General features: G+C 69.8%; 20 protein-coding genes. 15 read left to right on the forward strand and 5 right to left on the reverse strand.

Annotated elements, in window-relative coordinates:
* Nucleotides 1–222: 222 nt before the first annotated feature.
* From NX1_RS31770 to NX1_RS31785, 4 genes are all read right to left on the reverse strand, one after another.
* Nucleotides 223–672 carry a TIGR03667 family PPOX class F420-dependent oxidoreductase gene (locus NX1_RS31770; RefSeq protein WP_068067739.1) on the reverse strand — a complete coding sequence of 150 codons (450 nt, stop codon included), beginning with the start codon at nt 670–672 and terminating at the stop codon, nt 223–225.
* Between the two features lie 229 nt (nt 673–901).
* Nucleotides 902–2,278: an MFS transporter gene (locus NX1_RS31775; protein WP_068067741.1), complete on the reverse strand. Its 1,377-nt coding sequence runs from the start codon at nt 2,276–2,278 to the stop codon at nt 902–904.
* Between the two features lie 33 nt (nt 2,279–2,311).
* The gene (locus tag NX1_RS31780) at nt 2,312–3,142 is read right to left on the reverse strand and encodes an isocitrate lyase/PEP mutase family protein (RefSeq protein ID WP_068067798.1); all 831 of its coding nucleotides are present in this window, start codon (nt 3,140–3,142) and stop codon (nt 2,312–2,314) included.
* A gap of 130 nt (nt 3,143–3,272) precedes the next feature.
* Entirely contained in the window at nt 3,273–4,655 is a 1,383-nt protein-coding gene (locus NX1_RS31785) for an XRE family transcriptional regulator (protein WP_068067744.1), read from the reverse strand.
* 386 nt (nt 4,656–5,041) lie between these two features.
* Here NX1_RS31785 and NX1_RS31790 point away from each other — a divergent pair, with 386 nt between their 5' ends.
* The 3 genes from NX1_RS31790 (at nt 5,042) to NX1_RS31800 (ending at nt 7,987) form a co-directional block, all read left to right on the forward strand.
* Nucleotides 5,042–5,992, forward strand: coding sequence for a hypothetical protein (locus NX1_RS31790; protein ID WP_068067746.1), 951 nt, complete (start codon nt 5,042–5,044; stop codon nt 5,990–5,992).
* A gap of 82 nt (nt 5,993–6,074) precedes the next feature.
* Nucleotides 6,075–7,328: an adenylosuccinate synthetase gene (locus tag NX1_RS31795; RefSeq protein WP_068067750.1), complete on the forward strand. Its 1,254-nt coding sequence runs from the start codon at nt 6,075–6,077 to the stop codon at nt 7,326–7,328.
* Between the two features lie 17 nt (nt 7,329–7,345).
* Nucleotides 7,346–7,987 carry an NUDIX hydrolase gene (locus NX1_RS31800; RefSeq protein ID WP_068067755.1) on the forward strand — a complete coding sequence of 214 codons (642 nt, stop codon included), beginning with the start codon at nt 7,346–7,348 and terminating at the stop codon, nt 7,985–7,987.
* Between the two features lie 77 nt (nt 7,988–8,064).
* On the opposite strand, the gene NX1_RS31805 is transcribed toward NX1_RS31800, so the two are convergent.
* Nucleotides 8,065–8,397, reverse strand: a complete 333-nt coding sequence (locus NX1_RS31805; RefSeq protein ID WP_068067758.1) for a YnfA family protein — start codon at nt 8,395–8,397, stop codon at nt 8,065–8,067.
* 156 nt (nt 8,398–8,553) lie between these two features.
* Here NX1_RS31805 and NX1_RS38500 point away from each other — a divergent pair, with 156 nt between their 5' ends.
* The 12 genes from NX1_RS38500 to NX1_RS31860 form a co-directional block, all read left to right on the forward strand.
* Nucleotides 8,554–8,682, forward strand: a complete 129-nt coding sequence (locus NX1_RS38500) for a hypothetical protein (protein ID WP_281217526.1) — start codon at nt 8,554–8,556, stop codon at nt 8,680–8,682.
* 264 nt (nt 8,683–8,946) lie between these two features.
* The gene (locus NX1_RS31810) at nt 8,947–11,376 is read left to right on the forward strand and encodes a RelA/SpoT family protein (protein ID WP_068067761.1); all 2,430 of its coding nucleotides are present in this window, start codon (nt 8,947–8,949) and stop codon (nt 11,374–11,376) included.
* 321 nt (nt 11,377–11,697) lie between these two features.
* The gene (locus NX1_RS31815; protein WP_068067766.1) at nt 11,698–13,335 is read left to right on the forward strand and encodes a cutinase family protein; all 1,638 of its coding nucleotides are present in this window, start codon (nt 11,698–11,700) and stop codon (nt 13,333–13,335) included.
* A gap of 56 nt (nt 13,336–13,391) precedes the next feature.
* Complete coding sequence (locus NX1_RS31820; protein WP_068067769.1) at nt 13,392–14,318, forward strand: DUF8176 domain-containing protein; 927 nt, start codon at nt 13,392–13,394, stop codon at nt 14,316–14,318.
* 16 nt (nt 14,319–14,334) lie between these two features.
* Nucleotides 14,335–15,216: a MinD/ParA family ATP-binding protein gene (locus NX1_RS31825; protein WP_068067771.1), complete on the forward strand. Its 882-nt coding sequence runs from the start codon at nt 14,335–14,337 to the stop codon at nt 15,214–15,216.
* Complete coding sequence (locus NX1_RS31830; RefSeq protein ID WP_068067774.1) at nt 15,213–15,851, forward strand: hypothetical protein; 639 nt, start codon at nt 15,213–15,215, stop codon at nt 15,849–15,851. The genes NX1_RS31825 and NX1_RS31830 overlap by 4 nt, the downstream gene beginning before the upstream one ends.
* 99 nt (nt 15,852–15,950) lie before the next feature.
* Complete coding sequence (locus NX1_RS31835) at nt 15,951–16,247, forward strand: hypothetical protein (RefSeq protein WP_068067777.1); 297 nt, start codon at nt 15,951–15,953, stop codon at nt 16,245–16,247.
* A gap of 7 nt (nt 16,248–16,254) precedes the next feature.
* Nucleotides 16,255–16,527, forward strand: a complete 273-nt coding sequence (locus NX1_RS31840; protein ID WP_068067780.1) for a hypothetical protein — start codon at nt 16,255–16,257, stop codon at nt 16,525–16,527.
* Nucleotides 16,528–16,558: 31 nt separating this feature from the next.
* Nucleotides 16,559–17,227: a DUF8175 domain-containg protein gene (locus tag NX1_RS31845; RefSeq protein WP_245668798.1), complete on the forward strand. Its 669-nt coding sequence runs from the start codon at nt 16,559–16,561 to the stop codon at nt 17,225–17,227.
* A gap of 76 nt (nt 17,228–17,303) precedes the next feature.
* Nucleotides 17,304–18,116 carry a DUF8175 domain-containg protein gene (locus NX1_RS31850; RefSeq protein WP_068067783.1) on the forward strand — a complete coding sequence of 271 codons (813 nt, stop codon included), beginning with the start codon at nt 17,304–17,306 and terminating at the stop codon, nt 18,114–18,116.
* Complete coding sequence (locus NX1_RS31855) at nt 18,113–18,952, forward strand: DUF8175 domain-containg protein (RefSeq protein WP_157120271.1); 840 nt, start codon at nt 18,113–18,115, stop codon at nt 18,950–18,952. The genes NX1_RS31850 and NX1_RS31855 overlap by 4 nt, the downstream gene beginning before the upstream one ends.
* On the forward strand, nt 18,946–20,147 hold a 1,202-nt coding region (locus tag NX1_RS31860; RefSeq protein ID WP_068067804.1), incomplete at its 3' end, for a hypothetical protein. The genes NX1_RS31855 and NX1_RS31860, both read left to right, overlap by 7 nt.

Raw genomic sequence — 20,147 nt, forward strand, 5'->3', positions numbered from 1 at the left:
CTGTAGGTGAGCCGAGCGAATCACACCGATAAGCCTGATCTCACTCCTCTACCCTCCCACGGATCAGCGGTTTCGCCACTATGAATACCGCAGCCTGTGAGCTAACCGACAACGACGGTCCCGGCCGATCTCCGTTCGCCCGGCATTGCGGGACCACGCCGGTGAGTCGCTGAAATCCGCTGCGAGGCGGAACCGAGGCAGAGCCACAGCGAACTCATCGCGTCAGTCCAGCGCGGTCACCGACCCGCTGCTGTACAGGCGCCGCGGCGTGATGATCAGAGCCGCGGAGAACATCGCGGCGAATTCCGACGGGGTGCCGAACATCGCGCCGATGCGTTCGGCGTACTTCGCCGCGTACCGCGGCTCCCGGTCCGCGGGCGGCAGGTCGGGGGCGAGTTCGGCGGTGCCTTCCAGGCGCACGATGTCGCGGCCGATGTCGGTGACGTCGAGGCCGAGGCTCACGTGCGGGTTGGCCGCCACATTGCGCAGTTTCGGTTTGCCCGGCTGGCTGTAGACCAGGATCGTCTCGTCCTCGCGGAGCAGGAACCAGACCGGCACGCTGTCGGGTCCGCCGTCCGGGCGGACGGTCGTCAGCCACGCGATGAGATTGCCGCGCAGCCGGTCCTCGACGTACGCGCGGCGGCCGGCGGGAAGATGGGATGTCAGGTTCATGGATGCCTTCATCTCGTACGAAAGTGCCTGTTCGGCAGGGGATGTCGTGCGACCTGCGGGTACGAGGCTAACCGAGCGGCGGTGCGACGGCGCGGCGGCGCGGCGACACGAGATCCGCGCGGTCGGGGGGACACGCACGGTGAACGCGAAGCATCCGCCGATCGTGTCTTCGATCGGCGGATGCCTCAGCGGTGCTCGGTACGCGTCTGGCGGCGCCGGGGTGCGGCGCTCACGCTCCGGTGCCGGATGTGACGGTGGACACCGCCGTGCCGGTCTCCGCGTCGGACGCGTCGGTGCCTAGTTCCGCGTCGGACGCCTCGGTGCCGGGCTCGGCGTCGGAGACCTCTATATCCCTTGTCGCATAGGCCTTTTCACTCGCCTCCGCCGCGCTCGTATTCGCGATGTGGTTCTCGCGAATCCCCGCGTACGCGCACCAGGCCGCGAAGAGCCCGAGCGCGCCGCACAGCGGCCAGATGCCGGTGCCGAGGCGCTCCCACGCGAGGACGCCAAGTGTGGGGCCGAGCGCCATGCCGAGGCCGAAGGTGGCTTGGTGGGTGCCGATATAGCGTGCCTTCACCGGGGCGGGGAAGGTGGAGGGATAGGCGAACATGGTGGGGCCGTTGATCATCACGCCCAGCACGAACACCACCGTCGCCAGCAGGATCGGCGCCGCGCCGTGTCCGGCGAAGGAGTACCCGGCGACGCCGAGTCCCATGATCGCGGTACCCACCGCCCCGACCAGCGGCGGCCGCAAGTGCTTGACGTACGAGGTGATCTTCAGTTCGCACAGGATCAGCACCACCGAAGCCGTGACCAGCACCGCGCTGTACAGGCCGGTGGAATGACCATCGGCGGTGATGTTCAGCGGCAGCGCGACGGTGTACTGCACGTAGATGATCGAGCCGACCAGCACCGACGCCAGGAACAGGTGATAGCGCCGGTCGCGCAGGATCACGCCGTAGCCGGTGCGCTCGCCCGTCGGCTCCGGCGCGTCCCGCACCGTCGCCACGTTCGGCAGGAGCAGCAGCGCCAGCACCGCGTAGGTGAGCGCGGACGCGGCGTCCAGCCAGAGCAGCAGGTTCCAGTCGATCAGGATCACCGCGGCGGCGATCAGCGGCGCGAGCGCCGCGCCCGCGTTCAGGGCGATGCGCATCATCGAAAAGCCCATCACCCGATGCTCTTCCGGCATCAGGTCACCGAGCAGCAGCGCCGCGGCGGGCCGGTAGGATTGGGTGACCAGGCCCGCCGCGCCGACGGCGACGAGCAGCGCCGCGAACCGGCCGGGGGTGGCGAGCAGCGGGATCACCGTGAGCAGCGCGGCCGATCCGGTCATCGCGGCGATGATGGTCGAGCGCGGGCCGAGCCGGTGGGTGAGCTCGCCGCCGAGCATGGTCCCGAAGACCGCCCCCGCGCTGTAGGCGGTGAGCGCGAGACCGGCTTGGCCGACGCTGAATTCGCGATGCGTCAGGTAGAGCACGAGGAAGGTCTGCACGAAGGCGCCGAGCTGGTTCACCAGCACGCCGATGAGCAGGTAGACGACCGGGCGCGGGGTCTGGCGCAACGCGGCGAAAACGCCGGTGCGGGAATCGGTTCTGATTGCGTTCATCGTGAGTCCTTGATCGCCGGGGGCGGAGAATGCTCAGCGCAGCAGCGCTTCCACGGCGCCGAAGTCGAGCGCGCCCGCGAGCGCGCCGTAGGTGCCGGTGTCGAGCAGTTCGCGGGCGGCGGCCGCGGCCTGGCCGTAGGCGGCCTGGGCCAGCGCGGGGCCGAGGCTGACCCGGCGCACGCCCGTTGCGGCCAGTTCCGGCACGCTGGGCGCGCCGTGACCGGTCATGACGTTCACCGGGAGCGGCGACTTGCCCGCCAGATCGGTGAGCGTCGGCAGGTCGAGCAAGCCGGGGACGAACAGGCTGTCCGCGCCCGCCTCGGCGTAGTCGACGGCCCTGGACAGCACCTCGTCGAAACGGTCCTCTGGTGCGCCGATCCCGAACAGGTACACGTCGGTGCGCGCGTTGATCACCAGCTCGGGCAGGCCCGCTTCGGCGGCAGCGGCGCGAGCGGCACGCAGCCGATCACGCTGCGCGCCGCGATCGAACAACGGTCCGCCTGGCGCGGTGGAGTCCTCCAGATTGACGCCGACCGCGCCGGCGCCGATCACGGCGGCGACGGTGGCCGCGACGTCCTCCGGGGCGGGGCCGTAGCCGCCCTCCACGTCGGCGGTGACCGGCACGTCGACGGCCGCGACGATGCGGGCGACCTGGTCGACGGCCTCGTCCCTGGTCAGCCGCTGGCCGTCGGTGCGGCCGAGCGCCCAGGACACCGCCGCGCTCGTGGTGGCGATCGCCACGGCGCCCGCCTGCGCGATCACCGCCGCGCTGATCGGGTCCCAGGCGTTGGGCAGCACGAAAGTGCCTGTCGCGTGCAGGTTTCGAAACGCGTCGGCCCGGCTCCGCTGGATGTCGTCGGCCACGTCGGCTCCTCCTGAGTCGTTGATCCTGATCTGTTCGAACTCGACGAACCTAACCCCGGAACCGGCCGTGTTCGCCCTGGTCACGGCGACCGCGGACAAACGAACGTCAAAGCCGGACAACGTGATCGGTTCAGCGTGCGAAACCGCCCTCGAAACCGATGGCCGTGCGTAGTCGGTCGGCGTCGAGCTCGTCGCCCCGGCGGCGTAGCGCGAACCGATCGGCCTCCTGGGCGACGAGCTGGCCGAACAGCGGCGACATCACATACCGCTCCGGTTCCGGAACCCGGTGCAGCAGACCGCCGTCGATGAGGCTGTCCATCGCGTACTCGGCCGACTCGATCGAGATGTGCAGCGAGCGAGCCAACGTCGCGGGCGTCACCTCGTCGGCGCCGCCGGCCAGCATGTGGAGCACGTGCTTGGCCAGCGGTGGACGCGACAGATAGGCGGGCAGTACCGCGTCGGCCAGGCTCACGTCGCCGATCCGCAACCAGTTCGACACGGTCACGCCCTCCGCGAGGCGCGCCGCGATCTCGGACAGCCGCCGTCCCGGCTGCGCGGCGATCTTGCGGCCCGCGATGGTGAGCGCCAGCGGCAGGTGACCGCAGAACTCGGCGATGCGCAGCGCCGACGCGTGCTCGGCGCCGACCCGGTCGCCGCCGATGAGCAGGCGCAGGAGGTCGACCGACTCGGACTGCGCGAGCGGACCGAGCGTGACGCGGCGCACTCCGTCCAGGCCGAGCAGCCGCGAACGGCTGGTCACCACGATCTGACTGTTCAGCGAGCGGGCGAGCAGCGGGCGCACCTGCGGTTCGTCGCGAACGTTGTCGAGCAGCACGATGACCCGCCGTTCGGCGAGCATCGAGCGGTACAGGCCGATGCGGTGCATGTCGTCGGCGGGCACCTGGTCCGGCGGAACGCCGAGCGCGCGCAGGAAACCGGCCATGACCTCTAGCGGAGCGGCTTCGTCGCCGCGGCGGGCTGCCATGTCGGCGAACAGTTGCCCGTCGGGGAACTGTTCGGCGAGCCGGTGCGCGAACCGGAGCGCGAACGCTGTCTTGCCGACGCCGACCGGCCCGCGCACGACCACCGGTACCCGCGAGTCCGCGATGCCCGCCGTGGCGGCCCTTGTGTCGTCGAATTCGGCCACCCGGCCGACGAAATCGTGCGGGCCGATGGGAAGTTGCACCGGGCGCGGCGGCCCGGAGTCGACCGCGTCGTCCACCACGATCGGCAGCGGCTCGGTGGGCGCGCCGTCCCCGCGCGCCGCGCGCCAGCGGCGCTCCCACTCCGCGGGGTCGCCGCCGCAGGCGCGCACGAACGCCAGCGCCACCGGCAGCGTCGGCAGTCGATGGCCGCCCGCGGCGTCCGACAGCACGGAGGGGGAGTAGAGGGCCGCGCTCGCCAGTTGCCGATAGGACGGATTGCCCGCCGCGGCCCGCAGCTTGCGCAGATCTCCCGCGAACGCGGCGACCGGACCGGACCGGATATCGATCGGTTTCTCTCGTCGACCCATCGGTGCTCCACTCCCTGAAATGCGTTGCGGCACACTTGCCCCTGTACCGCAGCCTTGGCAGCCGACAACTTCGTCGGCTCCCCCCATGACGCGCACCGCCTAGCGAGCACCGGCCTCGGCGGTTTTACCCCTGATGACGACCGCACTTCCGGGGAGCTCCGCACCGCGCGTCCGGCGAGTCCGAATTTCCCGTTCCGCGATGGTCCATCCGAAGTATGAACGGCCAGCGTCGCTGTGGCATGCAGTAGGCGACGTGCCGCCTAAGCCTGAATCGTGCTGCGTGCCTTGGGTATTAACACCTCGAGCGGCCCCGATCGGATCAGCTCCCTTGACCGCTCAAGTTTTAGTCACTTACACTAAAACTACTTCACGAGAGGAGCGGCGACATGGGATACGGACACTGGGACGACACCGCCTACCGGGCGGCCAAGACCTACCGCGCCAGCCGGGGGATCGACGACTTCGGCTACACCGCCGAGATGCGGGCGCAGCCCTACACGAGCTGGCGCGCGCACCCCGCGCTCGACCCGCTGGGGGTCGGCGTGCGGGAATGCCGGGACTCCGCCGAGCACGGGAACTCACTGCCCATCGCGGTGTTGTTCGACGTGACCGGCTCGATGGGGCAGGTGCCGATCATCATGCAGGACAAACTCGGCAAGCTGCACGGACTGCTCCAGCGCAAGAAGTACGCAGAGGACCCGCAGATTCTGTTCGGCGCGGTCGGCGACGCCGACACCGACCGGGTGCCGCTGCAAGTCGGGCAGTTCGAATCCGACAACCGGATGGACGAGCAGCTGCGCAATATCCTGCTCGAAGGCGGCGGTGGCGGGCAGAAGTCCGAAAGCTACGAGCTGGCGGCGTATTTCCTGGCCACCCACGTCGTCACCGACGCCTGGGAGAAGCGGCGCAAGCGTGGGTACCTGTTCCTCATCGGCGACGAGCTGAACAAGCCGCGACTGGCCTCGCGGCACATCCGCGCGATCATCGGCGACCACGTGCGTAGCGATATCGCGGTCGACTCGATCTATCGCGAGCTGGCCGAGAAGTGGCACGTGCACTACATCCTGCCGAAACAGTCCAGCTACTACGACGACCCCGAGATCGCCGAGCACTGGCGCGGGCTGCTCGGGCAGAACTTCCTGAAGCTCGACGATCCCGCCGCGGTGTGCGAACTCATCGCGCTCACCATCGGGCTCGCCGAAGGCCGGGTCGACATCGACACGGGTCTGGCCGACCTGCGCGACGTCGGGTCGGGTGCGGAAGTGAATTCGGTCGGCAAAGCGCTTGGCGCGCACGCCGAGTCCGCCATGCGTGCGCTGCCGGGCGGGTCGCGCTGAGCGGGGGCGCGTCGCACCGTCGCGGGGTCGGTGCGGCGCGCGTTCCGGGTGTGGCGTCGGTGAAAGGTAAAGGTAGGGCAGCATGTTCGGCTCGCATCTGATCGTGGTCGACCTAGGCTTCGGCGATGCCGGGAAGGGCGCGACGGTGGACTGGTTGTGCTCGCCGGAGGCGGGCCTCGACGTGTCGGCCGTCGTCCGCTTCAACGGCGGGGCGCAAGCCGCGCACAACGTGATCGCCGACGGGCGGCACCACACGTTCGCGCAGTTCGGCTCCGGCACGTTCTCCGGCGTGCCGACCCTGCTGTCGAGGCACATGCTGGTGGAACCGATCGCGCTGGCGGGGGAGGCGCGGCGGCTGGACGCGCTCGGCGTCCGTGAGCCCTTGTCGCTGTTGCGGATCGAGGGCGACGCGCTGCTCACCACGCCGATCCACATCGCCGCCAACCGCGCCCGCGAAGACGCTCGCGGCGCGGCGCGGCACGGGTCCTGCGGACGCGGCATCGGCGAAACCGCCCGGTACGCGCTGGAACACGACGCGCCGACGGTCGCCGACTGCCGCGACCCCGCGCTCCTGCGCGCCAAACTGCGAGCCCTGGCCGCCGAGTACGCGCCGCTGATCGCGCCCAGCGGGCACCGCTACGAGCCGATCGACGACCTGGTCGACATGTACCGCGAGTTCGCGGCCGCGGTGCGCATCGTGGACGGGAGCTATTTGGTTCGGGCGGCCCGGCGCGGCCGCCTCGTCTTCGAGGGCGCGCAGGGCGTACTGCTGGACGAGTGGCGCGGATTCCACCCGCACACCACTTGGTCCACCGTCGAGCCGCGCAACGCGCGCGCCATGCTGGCCGGCATCGGCCACTCCGGTCACACACTCGGCGTCACACGGACCTATCAGACCAGGCACGGCGCGGGCCCGTTGCCGACCGAGCGCCCTGGGCTCGGTATTCCCGAGCCGCACAACGCCTTCGGCGAGTACCAGGGCGCGTTCCGCCTAGGCCACCTCGACGCGGTGCTGCTGCGCTACGCCGTCTCGGTGTGCGGCGGCATCGACGGACTCGTGGTGAACCACCTCGACGCGGCGGGAACCGGCTTGGCCGCAACGGGTTACCGCACGCCCGCCGGGATCGTCCGGCAGCTCCCGCTCGGGCCGTGGCGCGATCTCGACCACCAGCGCGGGCTCACCGGGTTGCTCGCCACCGCAGAGCCGCTGCTCGAAGAGCTGCCGGACGATCGGCTGTCCTGGTTCGAGCGGACGCTCGGCGCACCGGTCGTCCTCGGCGCGGACGGGCCCGCCCGCGCCGACCGAACCCCGCACCGGGCGGCGGCCGCCGCCTGAAGGCAGGATGGTTCGGCGTGGAGCAATCCGTTGTGTCGGTCGACGTGGTGACGCTCCGGTTCTGGCCCGAGGACACGGAGGTCACGATCGGAATCGCGCCGCGCGGCCATGAACCGTTCACCGGTGAACTCGCGCTGCCCGGCGTGCTGCTCGGTCGCGGCGAGCGCCTCGTCGCGGCCGCTCGCCGCGCGGTGCACACCAAGCTCGGCGTCCCCGAGGCCGCCATCGGGGCCGTCGGTCAGCTCGTCACCTTCGACGAACCCCATCGCGACCCGCGCGGACCCACCCTGTCCATCGCCATGTGGGCGGTGGCCGGCCCGCACGAAGGCCCGGCCGGGTGGGTGCCCTTCGACGGGACACCCGCCCTGGCGTTCGACCACAACCGCATCGTCGAAGCGTCCCGCGCGGTCCTGGCCCGGCTGCTCTGGAAAGACGGGCTCTTCACCCGCGCCCTGCTCGGAACCGAATTCCCCGCCACCCGAGCCGTCGAACTCAGCGCCTCCCTGCTCGGCGCCCGCCCCGACCCGGCCAACCTCAACCGCACCCTCGCCGCCCTCCCAGGCCTGGAACGCACCACCGAACGCCGCCGCACCAAGTCCACCGGCCGCCCCGCCGCCGTCTGGGCCTTCACCTCCCCGGAGCCAGGTACCGCCGAATAGCACTTCGCCCGAACGGATTACCGCCGTAGCGGCGCTGCGGGCGGCTGGCAACGCATTTCGCTGCCGCGTGAGGGTGGTCAGGTGCGTGGGGCGTACATGATCACGGCGACGCCGATCAGGCAGATGGCGGCGCCGAGGTAGTCCCAGCGGTCGGGGCGGAATTCGTCGACGACCATGCCCCAGGCCAGCGAGCCCGCGACGAAGATGCCGCCGTAGGCGGCCAGGATGCGGCCGAAATTCGGATCGGGCTGGAAGGTGGCGACGAATCCGTACGCGCCTAGGGCGAGCACGCCCGCCGCGATCCACAGCACGCCACGGTGCTCGCGCCAGCCCTGCCACACCAGCCAGGCGCCGCCGATCTCGGCGAGCGCGGCCACGGCGAACAACAGCAGGGAGCGGGCGACCGTCATGCCGCGGAACCTACCGGTCGCGCGGCGTTCGGTCCGAGTTCAGGGAGGCGACCTGCGCCGGGTCGAGCGATGAAAGCTCGATGAACAGACCCGGAGAGGGCTGGCAGGTCCCGTGCCGCGGCCGTCATCGCCCGCGGCCCCGGCTTCGACCCCGGCGTGGCCGACGCCCACTACGCCCTCGTCGATATCACCCCGACCGCCCTCGATCTGCTCGGCGTCCCGATACCGCGCGGTCTCGACGGCGGCTCGATGCGAGCCCGTCCCGCCACCGCGCGCGATTGGTAACACCGGGTCGGGCCGGGCCGGTTATCCGGTAACGGGGAACGACGGCAAACCCGTTCTTCCCGGGACAGGTTCGGTTCGGAGGATTCGAGCGCAGGGCCGCCGCTATCGGTCAGAAACGTTCGGTCGCCACACCCGAAACCGGACAGGTACCCGTCGCGGCGTCCGCGGATCGGACGATGCGCCGAGCCGGGGACTAAAGTTGTGGTCTGGGCGGTTGCAGCGGTCGGATAGGGTGGTCCGACCGCGGCGTGGAGAGGTGGTGGCATGACTCAGCATCTGGGCGAGGCGAATGTCGAGCAATCGGCGGCGTCTGCCCCGCAATCGAACGGTGCGCAGCCCGCCTCCGCGAGCCCGTCGCCCGCCCGGCCGACCCCCAACGATGTGCCCCAGCGGCAGCCGAGCGCGCCGCAACGCCAGCCCGGCGCCACGGCCGCCGTCCCGACCTCCGCCTCGCGCCGGGTGCGTGCGCGACTCGCACGCAGGATGACCGGTCAGCGCGGTATCGCCGCCGTCAAGCCGGTGCTCGAACCCCTCGCGACGGTGCACCGCGAGCTGTACCCGAAGGCGAACCTCACCCTGTTGCAGCGGGCCTTCGACGTCGCCGACGAACGCCACGCGCACCAGTTCCGCAAGTCGGGCGACCCGTACATCACCCACCCGCTCGCCGTCGCCAACATCCTGGCCGAACTCGGCATGGACACCACCACGCTGGTCGCGGCCCTGCTGCACGACACAGTCGAGGACACCGGCTACTCGCTCGAGCAGCTGACGGCAGACTTCGGCGCCGAGGTCGCGCACCTGGTGGACGGCGTCACCAAACTGGACAAGGTCAATCTCGGCGCCGCCGCCGAGGCCGAGACCATCCGCAAGATGATCATCGCCATGGCGCGCGACCCGCGCGTGCTGGTCATCAAGGTGGCCGACCGCCTGCACAACATGCGCACCATGCGTTTCCTGCCGCCGGAGAAGCAGGCGAAGAAGGCCAAGGAAACGCTCGAGGTGATCGCCCCGCTGGCGCACCGCCTCGGCATGGCCACCGTGAAGTGGGAGCTGGAGGACCTCGCCTTCGCGATCCTGCACCCCAAGAAGTACGACGAGATCGTGCGCCTGGTCGCCGACCGCGCGCCCTCGCGCGACACCTATCTGGCGAAGGTGCGCGCCGAGATCGTCAACACCCTGGCCGCCTCGCGGATCAACGCGATCGTCGAGGGCAGGCCCAAGCACTACTGGTCGATCTACCAGAAGATGATCGTCAAGGGTAAGGACTTCGACGACATCCACGACCTGGTCGGCATCCGCATCCTGTGCGACGAGGTCCGCGACTGCTACGCGGCGGTCGGCGTCGTGCATTCGCTGTGGCAGCCGATGGCGGGCCGGTTCAAGGACTACATCGCCCAGCCGCGTTACGGCGTCTACCAGTCGCTGCACACCACCGTGGTCGGCCCGGACGGCAAGCCGCTGGAGGTGCAGATCCGCACCCAGGACATGCACCGCACCGCGGAATTCGGCATCGCCGCGCACTGGCGCTACAAGGAGACCAGGGGCAAGCACTCCGGTGACGCCGCCGAGGTCGACGACATGGCCTGGATGCGCCAGCTGCTCGACTGGCAGCGCGAGGCCGCCGACCCCGCGGAGTTCCTGGAGTCGCTGCGCTTCGACCTGAAGTCGCCGGAGATCTTCGTGTTCACCCCCAAAGGCGACGTGATCACGTTGCCGCAGAAGTCGACTCCGGTCGACTTCGCGTACGCGGTGCACACCGAGGTCGGCCACCGCTGCATCGGCGCGCGCGTCAACGGACGCCTCGTCGCGCTGGAGCGTCAGCTCGAAAACGGCGAAGTGGTAGAGGTTTTCACCTCCAAAGCGCAGAACGCGGGACCCAGCAGGGACTGGCAGAACTTCGTGGTCTCCCCGCGCGCCAAGGCCAAGATCCGGCAGTGGTTCGCCAAGGAACGCCGCGAGGAGGCGCTGGAAAGCGGCAAGGAGCAGATCTCCAAGGAGGTCCGCCGCGTCGGGCTGCCGCTGCAGCGGCTGATGAGCGTGGACGCGATGACCGCCGTCGCGCACGAACTGCACTACACCGACATCTCCACCCTCTACACCGCGGTCGGCGAGCACCAGGTGTCCGCGCACCACGTCGTGCAGCGGCTCATGGCCCAGCTCGGCGGCATCGGCGACGTGGAGAACGAGCTCGCCGAGCGCTCTACGCCGTCCACCACGCCTAGCAGGCAGCGCGTCACCGGCGACGCGGGCGTGCTGATCCCCGGCGCGCCGGGCACCGTGGCGAAGCTGGCCAAGTGCTGCACCCCGGTACCCGGCGACGAGATCATGGGCTTCGTGACCCGCGGCGGCGCGGTGAGCGTGCACCGGACGGACTGCACCAACGCCGGTTCGCTGCGGGATCAGGCCGAGCGGATCATCGAGGTGCAGTGGGCGCCCTCGCCCTCCTCGGTGTTCCTGGTCGCGATCCAGATCGAGGCGCTCGACCGCACCCGATTGCTCTCGGACGTCACCAAGGTGCTCGCGGACGAGAAGGTCAACATCCTGTCCGCCTCGGTGGCCACGCACGGCGACCGGGTGGCGATCAGCAAGTTCACCTTCGAGATGGGTGATCCGAAACACCTGGGCCACTTGCTGAACGTGGTCCGCAACGTGGAAGGCGTCTACGACGTCTACCGCGTGACTTCGGCCGCCTGATCGATGCGCCCGCCGCCATGGCGGGCGAATCGCTTTGTCTCCCAGCAGGTTCGCTGACATCGTCGAAATGTTTGCTGGGCGGCGGGACGGTCCGGCCGCCCTTGTCGAGCCGGGTTGTCGCCCGCCGGTAGCGGTCTCGCGGAATTCGTCGGAAACTTACCGCGCGAAGTTCCGCGCCGCGCCGGTGTCGATGAGGTATGCTTCGGCGTTTTGCGAAAAGTTTTCGCTGTTGCGGCAGTAATAGCCGGAATCTGTTACGGTCTATTGCGTTTCATGGCGTTGAGGGTAACTGCGGCAACACGGGATTGATTGCGGATCGCTATGACTGATTACACGGCAAGACTCTCGGGGTTGGTGGTCGCGACCACCGTTGCCGTCGCCACCGCGACGGCGAGCCCCGCCCTCGCCGATCCGCCGAATGTCGCAGCGCCCTCGACAGATCTGGCCATCGACGACTGTCCCGCGCTGTACGCGTTGGGCATTCAGGGCACGGGGGAGTCCTCCCCTGACGCCGCGCCCACCACCGACACCGGCATGCTCTCGACGGTCTTCCTGCCGTTGCTGGCCAAGGCGCCGCAGCCCGGTCTGGTCGATCGTGCTTACGTGCCATACGAATCCGGCTTCGGCGGCTTCGTCAACGGCGGCCCCGCCCCCTATGTCGAGTCGGTGCAAGGAGGCTTGACGCGACTACGCGACATGGCCGCGCAGGTAACGCAGCGGTGCGCCGACACGCGGCTCGCGATCGTCGGCTACTCCCAGGGCGCGCACGTGGCTTCGGTTTTCGCGCAGGAGGTCGGGCAGGGCCGCGGCGTCGTGCCCGCCGACCGGGTCGCGGCCGTCGCGCTGTTCGCCGACCCGACCCGCAATCCGGGCGCGCCGCTGTTCCCCGGCTCGCCGGGAAAGCAGACACCAGATCCCGCGCCGGGCACGGCGGGCACCGAAGTGGCGGCCATCGCCGCGCTGCCGCAGACGCCCGCGGGCGGCGGCGGTATCGGCCCGGAACGAGATCAGGCCGCGAATTTCGCGGCGCTCACCGGTCGGGTGGCAAGCTTCTGTGCCGCAGGCGATCTCGCCTGTGACGCGCCGCAGGGGGCGCCGATCCTGAAGGCGGTGGCCTCGGTGGCGGGCCAGGCGAAGCTGAGCGGCGGCGACCCCGTCGCCTCGCTGGTCTCCATCTCCCAGGCGCTCGCTTTCACCTCCATCAAGACCGCGACCAAGGTCGTCACCGAGGACGTGCAGGGCACCTCGCTGGCGAATCTCTCGCTCGCCCCGAAGAAGTCGATCTCGCAGCGAATCGCCGACGCCTCCGATCCGCGCACGCCGCTCGATCTGAACGCCGCGCTGCGCGCGGTGCTGAAGGTCGGCTCGATCGGGCTGAACGCGGTCGCCACGGTCGTCAGGGCGGTGCTGAGTCCGGCCGCGATCTCGGAGCTGGCCACTGCCGGCCTGTCCAACCCGGCGGCCGGTCTGCTCTTGCTCGGCGCCAAGTTGATCGGCGCCATTCCACAATTGATTCCGCCGACGACCGTCTCGCGACTGGTCACCCAGGCGTTCGACGCGGTCGTGCAGAACATCACCGACAACAGCGAACTGCTGAACCTCACCACCTGGGTGCGGTATTGGGACACCGTACAGCGGCACGGCGCGTACAGCTCCGCGGCGGTCGCCGCCAACGGTGACGCGCCCACCCGCTTCGTCGCCGACTGGTTCGCCGCACTGGCCCGTGACCTGGCCGATCGCTTCGGCGTGGGCGCCGAACCGCTGGGCGGAGCCGCCAGGCCACCCGCCGGATTCTTCGGCGGAAGTACCGGCGCGTCGACTACGCCGAATTCGTCCGGTACGGGACAATTTCCGTTCGGGACAGGAGCCGATGGCGCCTCATCCGGCGGCGCGACCTCGATTCCGCCCACCGAGCGACCCGGCGCCGCCGACAACAGCTACCCGTTCTCCACGAACTGATCGCCGAGAGGTCCGACGATGCGATACCACGTGCCTGGCTCTGCGGGAATGGGGGAATGTTGAAGTCGTACAAAGACTTGTCCCGGTGGTACGACCCGCTCGAACCCGACAACGGTACGCCCGCCCCGGCGCAGCAGGACGACGCGAGTTCGGACGCGGCCGACGACGAAGGACCGGCCCGGTATCCGCACTACATTCGTGAGGAAGTGGACCCGGAGGAGGCGCGCGCGCGTAACGAGGTCCCGGCGGATCTGGCGTCCCGTCGCGCGGAGTTCACGGGGGGCTGGTCGGATTGGGTAGCCGACCACGCGCCAGGGCCCGACGACGACTACGCCCCGCGCGACGGCGATCTCGTTCGCTTCCCCTGGCCCGAGGACGACGACTACGACGACGAGCCCGAGCCGCCCGCGCGCCCGCTGCCGCGCGCGCTGCGCGACCACCCCGCCTTGCGCCGTGGTCGCGTCGTCGTGCTCTTGATCGTTGCGGTGCTGTTGCTGGCACTCGTCGCCGTGGGCGCCCTGTACCTGTTGCGGTCCTCGGGCAATCGCGCCGCCGTGGCGCCGACGACCCCGCCCATGCAGTTCACCGCGGGCAGCGCCCAAGCGGGTATCACCTCGGGTTGTCCGACCGAGCGCGGCGACCGGCTGATCCGCAGCGCGGCGGCGGGCAGTACCGACAGCGGCCCCGACGTGGTGCTGGCCTTCCAATACGCCTACTACGTGGAGCGATCCGGCGAGCGCGCGCGGGCATTCGTCGCGCCGGACGCGAACATCTCCGCCGCCTCGACGATCCAGCGCGGGATCGACAGCGTTCCCGAGGGCACCACGCACTGCGTGCGCGTCACGACGGTGACCGACAACATGTATTCGGTAGAGGTCACCGAGTACCGGCCGGGCGGAGCGCCGGCCACGTACAACAAGCAGACGGTCACCACCGCGGTGATCGGCGGCCGCACCCTGATCACGGGTATCGCGGCCGGATGAAGGAGAGCTGAGAACGATGGGAGAGGACTGGAGCCGCTGGCTCGACGAGGCGCCCGACGAGGGCGCCGCGCGGGGCCGTCAGGCGCGTGCGAAGGCTCCGGTGGTGCGGTTGCGGCGCGGCAAGCGGGGTGACGGCGACGAGGACACCGGCCCGACACCGCGACCGATTCTGGTGGTCGGCGGTTGCGGCGGCGCGGGAACAACCACGACCGCACTGGGTATCGCTGGTGAATTGGGTTCGGGGGGAACGCCTACCGTCGCCGTGGACGCCACCGCCGCGGGCAGCGATCTCGCATTGCGCGGCGCCGACGAACACCTGCATCCGATCAGCCTGCAATCGTGGCTGTACGGGCGTGGCGACGACGAACCGGCTCCGTTGAAGGAATGCCTGTCCCGCGCCACCTCCGGCATCGGACTGCTCTGGCGCGACGACGCCCCGCTGCGCCGTCGCGCGACATATCTGACGGTCGCGCGCGCGGTGGACGACGCGGGGTTCACGGCGGTCTACGACGGCGGCAGCGCGATCGCGGGACGCCAGCTGCGTCCACTGCTCGACGACGCGGATGTCGCTCTGGTGCTTGCCATTCCGGCACGTCCGGACGCCGCGAACCGGCTGCGCGTCGCCCTGGAATGGCTCGACGACCAATTCGGCGATTCGGCCGAGGGACAGGGCGACGGCATCGTCGGCGACACCACCATCGTGATATCGCACCAGCAGCCGGGCGGCGACTCTCGGGTTGCCGATCATTTGCGTGAACACCTGGCCGGCTGGGTCCGCGACATCAGGGAGATTCCCTACGACCCGCACCTCGCCCGCGGCGAACTCGTCCGGCACAGTGCGCTGGCCGCCGAGACGCGGCGCGCGTACGGGGTGCTGTCGTCGGGGGTGGCATCATGACCGCCGCCATGAAACTTCGCCGGAAACTCGACCCGCAGCCCGCTGGTGTCGTCGCGCCGCCCGAGTCCCGTCGCGCCCCGGTTTGGGACCGTCCCGTGCCCGGCGTCGGACGCGCGCCGCTGGTCTGGCTGCTGGGTGTGCACGGCGGGGCCGGAGCCACTACCCTCGCGCATGTGCTTGCGCCCGCGGCGGATTCGAGCCGCCGCTGGCCCGGCGTCTTCGAGCGTGAATCCCCCTTTGTCGTGCTGGTGGCCAGAGAGACGATCGCCGGGTTGACCCGCGCGCACGATCTGCTGCGCCAGCACCATTTCGGTTTCGGCGGCCCCTCCGAGGTGCTCGGCCTGATCACGGTGGCCGCGCGCCCCGGCAGGATGCCCGCCGAGATCCGGCGCTACCGCGACGTGGTCGGCTCGCTGGCGGGCCCGCTGTGGCAGGTGCCGTGGTACGAGGAGTGGACCCTGGTCGAGCCGGAGCAGTTGCCGGTGTGGACGCCGGGCGATCCGATGCCGGAGAAGAAACGCAAGATCGATCCGCTGGCCGAGGTCCCGCTCGAGGTGCGCGAGCTGGGCGTCGACATCGTCTCCGCCGTACGTGAGAAGCTTGACAGCACTGCGGCTTTCGACGAGGGGGAGTGATCGTGATGGAGTCGGGCTCACCGCCGCAGGGGTCGCGATGACCGGACCCGGCACTATGTCGTTGGCAGTAAAAGCTTCACGTCTCGAGAAAGGCACCCGATGAGCGCGATTCTCCTCGCCGTGCAAGACACGTACGGCACTGTGCTAGCACAGGTGGGCAACCCGACGCCGGAGGCGCCGCCGGGATCGGAGAAGATCCTCCAGTTGGTGCGCTACCTGACGTGGTTCGTGTTGCTGTCCGGTGTCTGCGGAATCATCTACGCCGGTGGCAGATTCGCCTGGGAGAAGTGGACGGGTGGCGGTCTCGAGTCGCCGAAGATGGTGGCGGGCGCGATGATCGGCGGCGTGGTCGCCACCAGCGCGGGCACCATCATGAACGCCGTCATCGGGACCTAGGACGAGCATGTCCACCGCGCGAATGTCGGCGGAGCTGCTCGCCTACAAGCAGATGCCCTCCGAGGTGCTCGAACCGCTGATGCAGCTGCTGAACTGGCTGCTCTGGTTCGTGCTGCTGGTGTGCCTTGCCTGGATGATCCTGTCCGCGGGCAGGCTGTGGATCGCCTTCCGCAGCGATCTGGCCGTCAACGACGCCACCCACGGCGTGGTGATGAGCCTGATCGGCGCGACGGTCGCCAGCACGGCCTCGGGGATCGCGTTGGCGTTCCTGCCGACGTGAGCCGCGGGAACCTGATGGAGACGGTTCGGACATGAACTGCACAGCGACGCGGCCGCGTTCGGTGGCGCCCCCGCAGCACGGCGCGGGGCGGCGGGGCCGGTCCGCGGCCGGTGTGGTCGGCGCGGTGCTGCTGGCGGCGGCTGCCGTCGGCTGCGGCGGCGCGGACGAAGCCTCGGGCCCGGATCTCGCCGCGCGGCCGAGCGGGTTGCGGTGGCAGCCGTATCAGGGCGTGGCGCTGCCGCACACCGACCAGGGGCCCGCGTCCGTAGCCGACGGCGCCGCAACGGGTTTCGAGCAATCGCCGCCCGGCGCCGCGGTCGCGGCCATCACCCACACCGTGCGCCTTTCGGTGGCCGCCGACAACCAGTGGTCGAAGGTGATCGCCGCCGAGGTGGTGCCGGGACCCGCTCGGGACGAGTGGGCGGTGAGCCGGGTGCAGCTGTCCATCACCGGTCCCGCCGATCCCGAGTACGCCCCGCGCCTGCTCGGATACAAGATCACCGACTACACCGCGCAGCGCAGCGCCGTCGACGTATACACCGAGTACTCGGACGGCTCGAAGGCGGTGAACCACACCGTCGTGGAGTGGTTCGCCGAGGATTGGAGATTACGACTGCCCGAGCCGGATTCGACCGCACGCCCCGTCGAGGCGATCGACGTACTACCCACGGACATAGTGAAATTGGAGGCGCTGAAGTGAGCGAGCGCCAGCGAGCGAGCCATCAGTACAGTGCGCTCTCGCGCACGACGGAGCCGAGCGTCAGCGAGGTGCAGTCGTGAGCGAGCGGGATTCTTACGCGCGCGATCGCGTCTCTTTCGGCGCGATCGCGTCCGCGGCGCTGCTGGCGCTCATCGTGATCGTCGGTGCGGTGGTGTATCTCACGCGCGACGACGAGGCCACCGGCAACAACGAGGCCGAGTTCACCGCGACGACAGGGGAGGGTTTCGCGAGCCCGGAGGTCGATCTGTTCGGCAGGCGCGTCGACATTCCGAACAACCCTGCGGGACAACCGCTTCCGCAGGATCCGACACGTCAGCGCAAGTCCTCCGATCCGGACTGGCTCACCGCCGCGCCGGAGGGCACCGGCGCCCCGCGCGGCTGGCAGCGGGTGTACGGCGCGTCCGTGCCGTTCTCCACCTCCGACGGGCCGAGCCGCATGGAGGACGGACTCGCCGTCGGCTACGCGCACACCCCGCAGGGCGCGGCGCTGGCGGCCGCGCAGATCACCTACCGGATCAACGCCCGCCCCGCCGATCGCGACCTCTACGTGCGGCAGGTGCGTGTCTCGGCGCAGCAGATCGCCGCGTACGACCGCGCGCTCGACGAGAACCGGCTGCCGAAACAACAGCCCGAGAAGGTGACTCGCTATTTCGTCGCCCCCGACGCGTTCAAGGTGGAGAACTACGCCGACGACCTGGCGATCGTCCGGTTCGCCTCGCGCGGTCCCGTCATCGACGGCAAGCAGCTGTGGGCGGCGCTGCGTCTGGTCATGGTGTGGGACGCGGGCGATTGGCGGCTCAAGCCCGCGACCAGCAACGGTGCGCAGACCGAGTACATCGAGTCGCTGGAGGGGTGGACGAAGTGGTGACCGACCCGGGACCCGTCCGTGAGCGCCCGCCGCTCGCGCTCCTCGGCGTCGGCGCGGGCCTGGCGGTGGCGATCGCCGCCGGTGTGACGGTGACCGCGACGCGCGACGGCGGCACGTCCGCCGATCCGGCGGTGACCGCCTTCCAGCACGCCACCGTCACCGGTGCGTCCATTCCCGCCGGCTTCGCGGGTCGGGAGACCGATCTCTTCGGCAGGCCGGTGGACGTCCCCGCGAACCCGGCTGGCATTGCGCTGGAACAGGTTTCGAGCCTGCCGACGCCGCAGGACAAGCCGGACTGGCTCACCGCGGCCCCCGCGCCCGCCGAGGGCGAAGGCGTCTGGCAGAAGCTGTTCGGTGGTCCGGTGGTGCGCTTCTCCAGCTCGGACGGGCCCGCGCGGATCGAGGGCAACGCCGCCATCGGCTTCGCGCACACCCCGCGGGGCGCGGCGCTGGCGGCCGAACAGATCTACTGGCGCACCAACGCCAATCCGCGCGATCGGGGCCTGCTGCTGCGGCTGGTCGAGGTGACTTCGCAGTATCTGGCGGAGTACGACCGGCTGGTCGCGGACGGCAAGGTCTCCGAGCGGATTCCGGAGAAGCTCAGACCACTGCTTTTCGCGTCGGACGCGTTCCGGATCGAAAGTTACGCAGACGATTCCGCGATCGTACGGTTCGCGAGAAAGGCCAGGGAAACAGTTGATGGCCAACCTACCTGGGTGGGCATGCGCCTTGCGGTCGTCTGGCGCGAAAACGATTGGAAGCTCAGGCCGGTGACGGGTGAGCAGCAAGTCCAGATCGAGTCCCTGCGGAGCATCGAGGGGTGGACACGATGGTGAAAAAACTAGTGACGATCCTCGCGGTCATCTTCACCGTGATGATCGCGACGCCGACGGTGGCCTACGGCCAGACCTACGGCTTCGACGAGACCTGTAACGAGATCCACGACACCCTCGACGGTGTCGGCCTTCCCGGCATCTCGCTCGGCGACGCCGCGTCCGCGGTGTGCAAGGCGGGCAACGCCGCCTCGCATCCGGGCGACGCCGCGACGGCCGTCAAGGACAAGGCGTGGGACTCCACCTTCGGCAAGGTGGTGGATTCGCTCATGAACGGCCTCGGCGAGGCCATCATCCTGGCGCTCACGTTCTGGATGAAGGTGCCCAACGAAGCCGCGAGCGACAACGGGTCGCTGTTCACCAGGATCAACGACTACACCTATCAGATCCAGATATTGCTGCTCATCGCCTCGGTCATCCTGTCGGGCGCGAGACTGGCCGAAGCCAGGCGCGGCGCGGCGGTCAGCGAGGCGGCCGAATCGTTCCGCATGTTCGCCAGGGTGGTGTTCAGCTCCTGGATGCTCGGCGCCATCATCGTCGCGGGCACCCAGGCCTCGGATCGCTTCTCCGAGTGGATCATCAACGATTCGACCAACGGCAACGCCAAGGACCTGGCCGAGCTCATGGTGAAAACCAGTAAGTTGCAGGCCTTCTCGCCGGGCCTGGTGCTGATCATCGCCATCGTCGGCCTGCTCGGCGCGCTCGCGCAGATCGTGTTCGCGATCGTCCGCCAAGGTCTGCTGATCATCGCGGCGGGCGTGCTGCCGCTGGCGGCCGCCGCGTCGGGCATGAACATCGGAAAGACGTCGTATCAGAAGCTGATCGGCTGGATCATCGCGTTCATGCTGTTCAAACCGGTGGCGGCGATCGTCTACATGATCGCGTTCACCACCGCGGGCCACGTCGACGGGCTCACCTCGACCGCCGGTCTGCCGGAAGGCGAAGAGGCACAGCGCATGCTGGTCGCCATCGTGCTGCTGTGCAGCGTGGCCTTCGTGCTGCCCGCGCTCATGCGGCTGGTCACCCCGGCCGTCGCGATCGTCGGTTCCGGCGGCTCGGGTCTGGCCTGGACCGGCGGCGCCGTGGTCGGCGCGCTGGCGCTCGGCGCCATGGGCACAAAGGCGGTGGGCGTCAAGGCTTCCGCGTCCCCCGGTTCGGCGGGCTACGTCAGCGGCAGCGGTTCGGGACCGCGCCCGCC

Origin of the sequence: Nocardia xishanensis NBRC 101358, from assembly GCF_001613365.1 — a bacterium.
In the GTDB taxonomy this organism is placed as follows: domain Bacteria; phylum Actinomycetota; class Actinomycetes; order Mycobacteriales; family Mycobacteriaceae; genus Nocardia; species Nocardia xishanensis.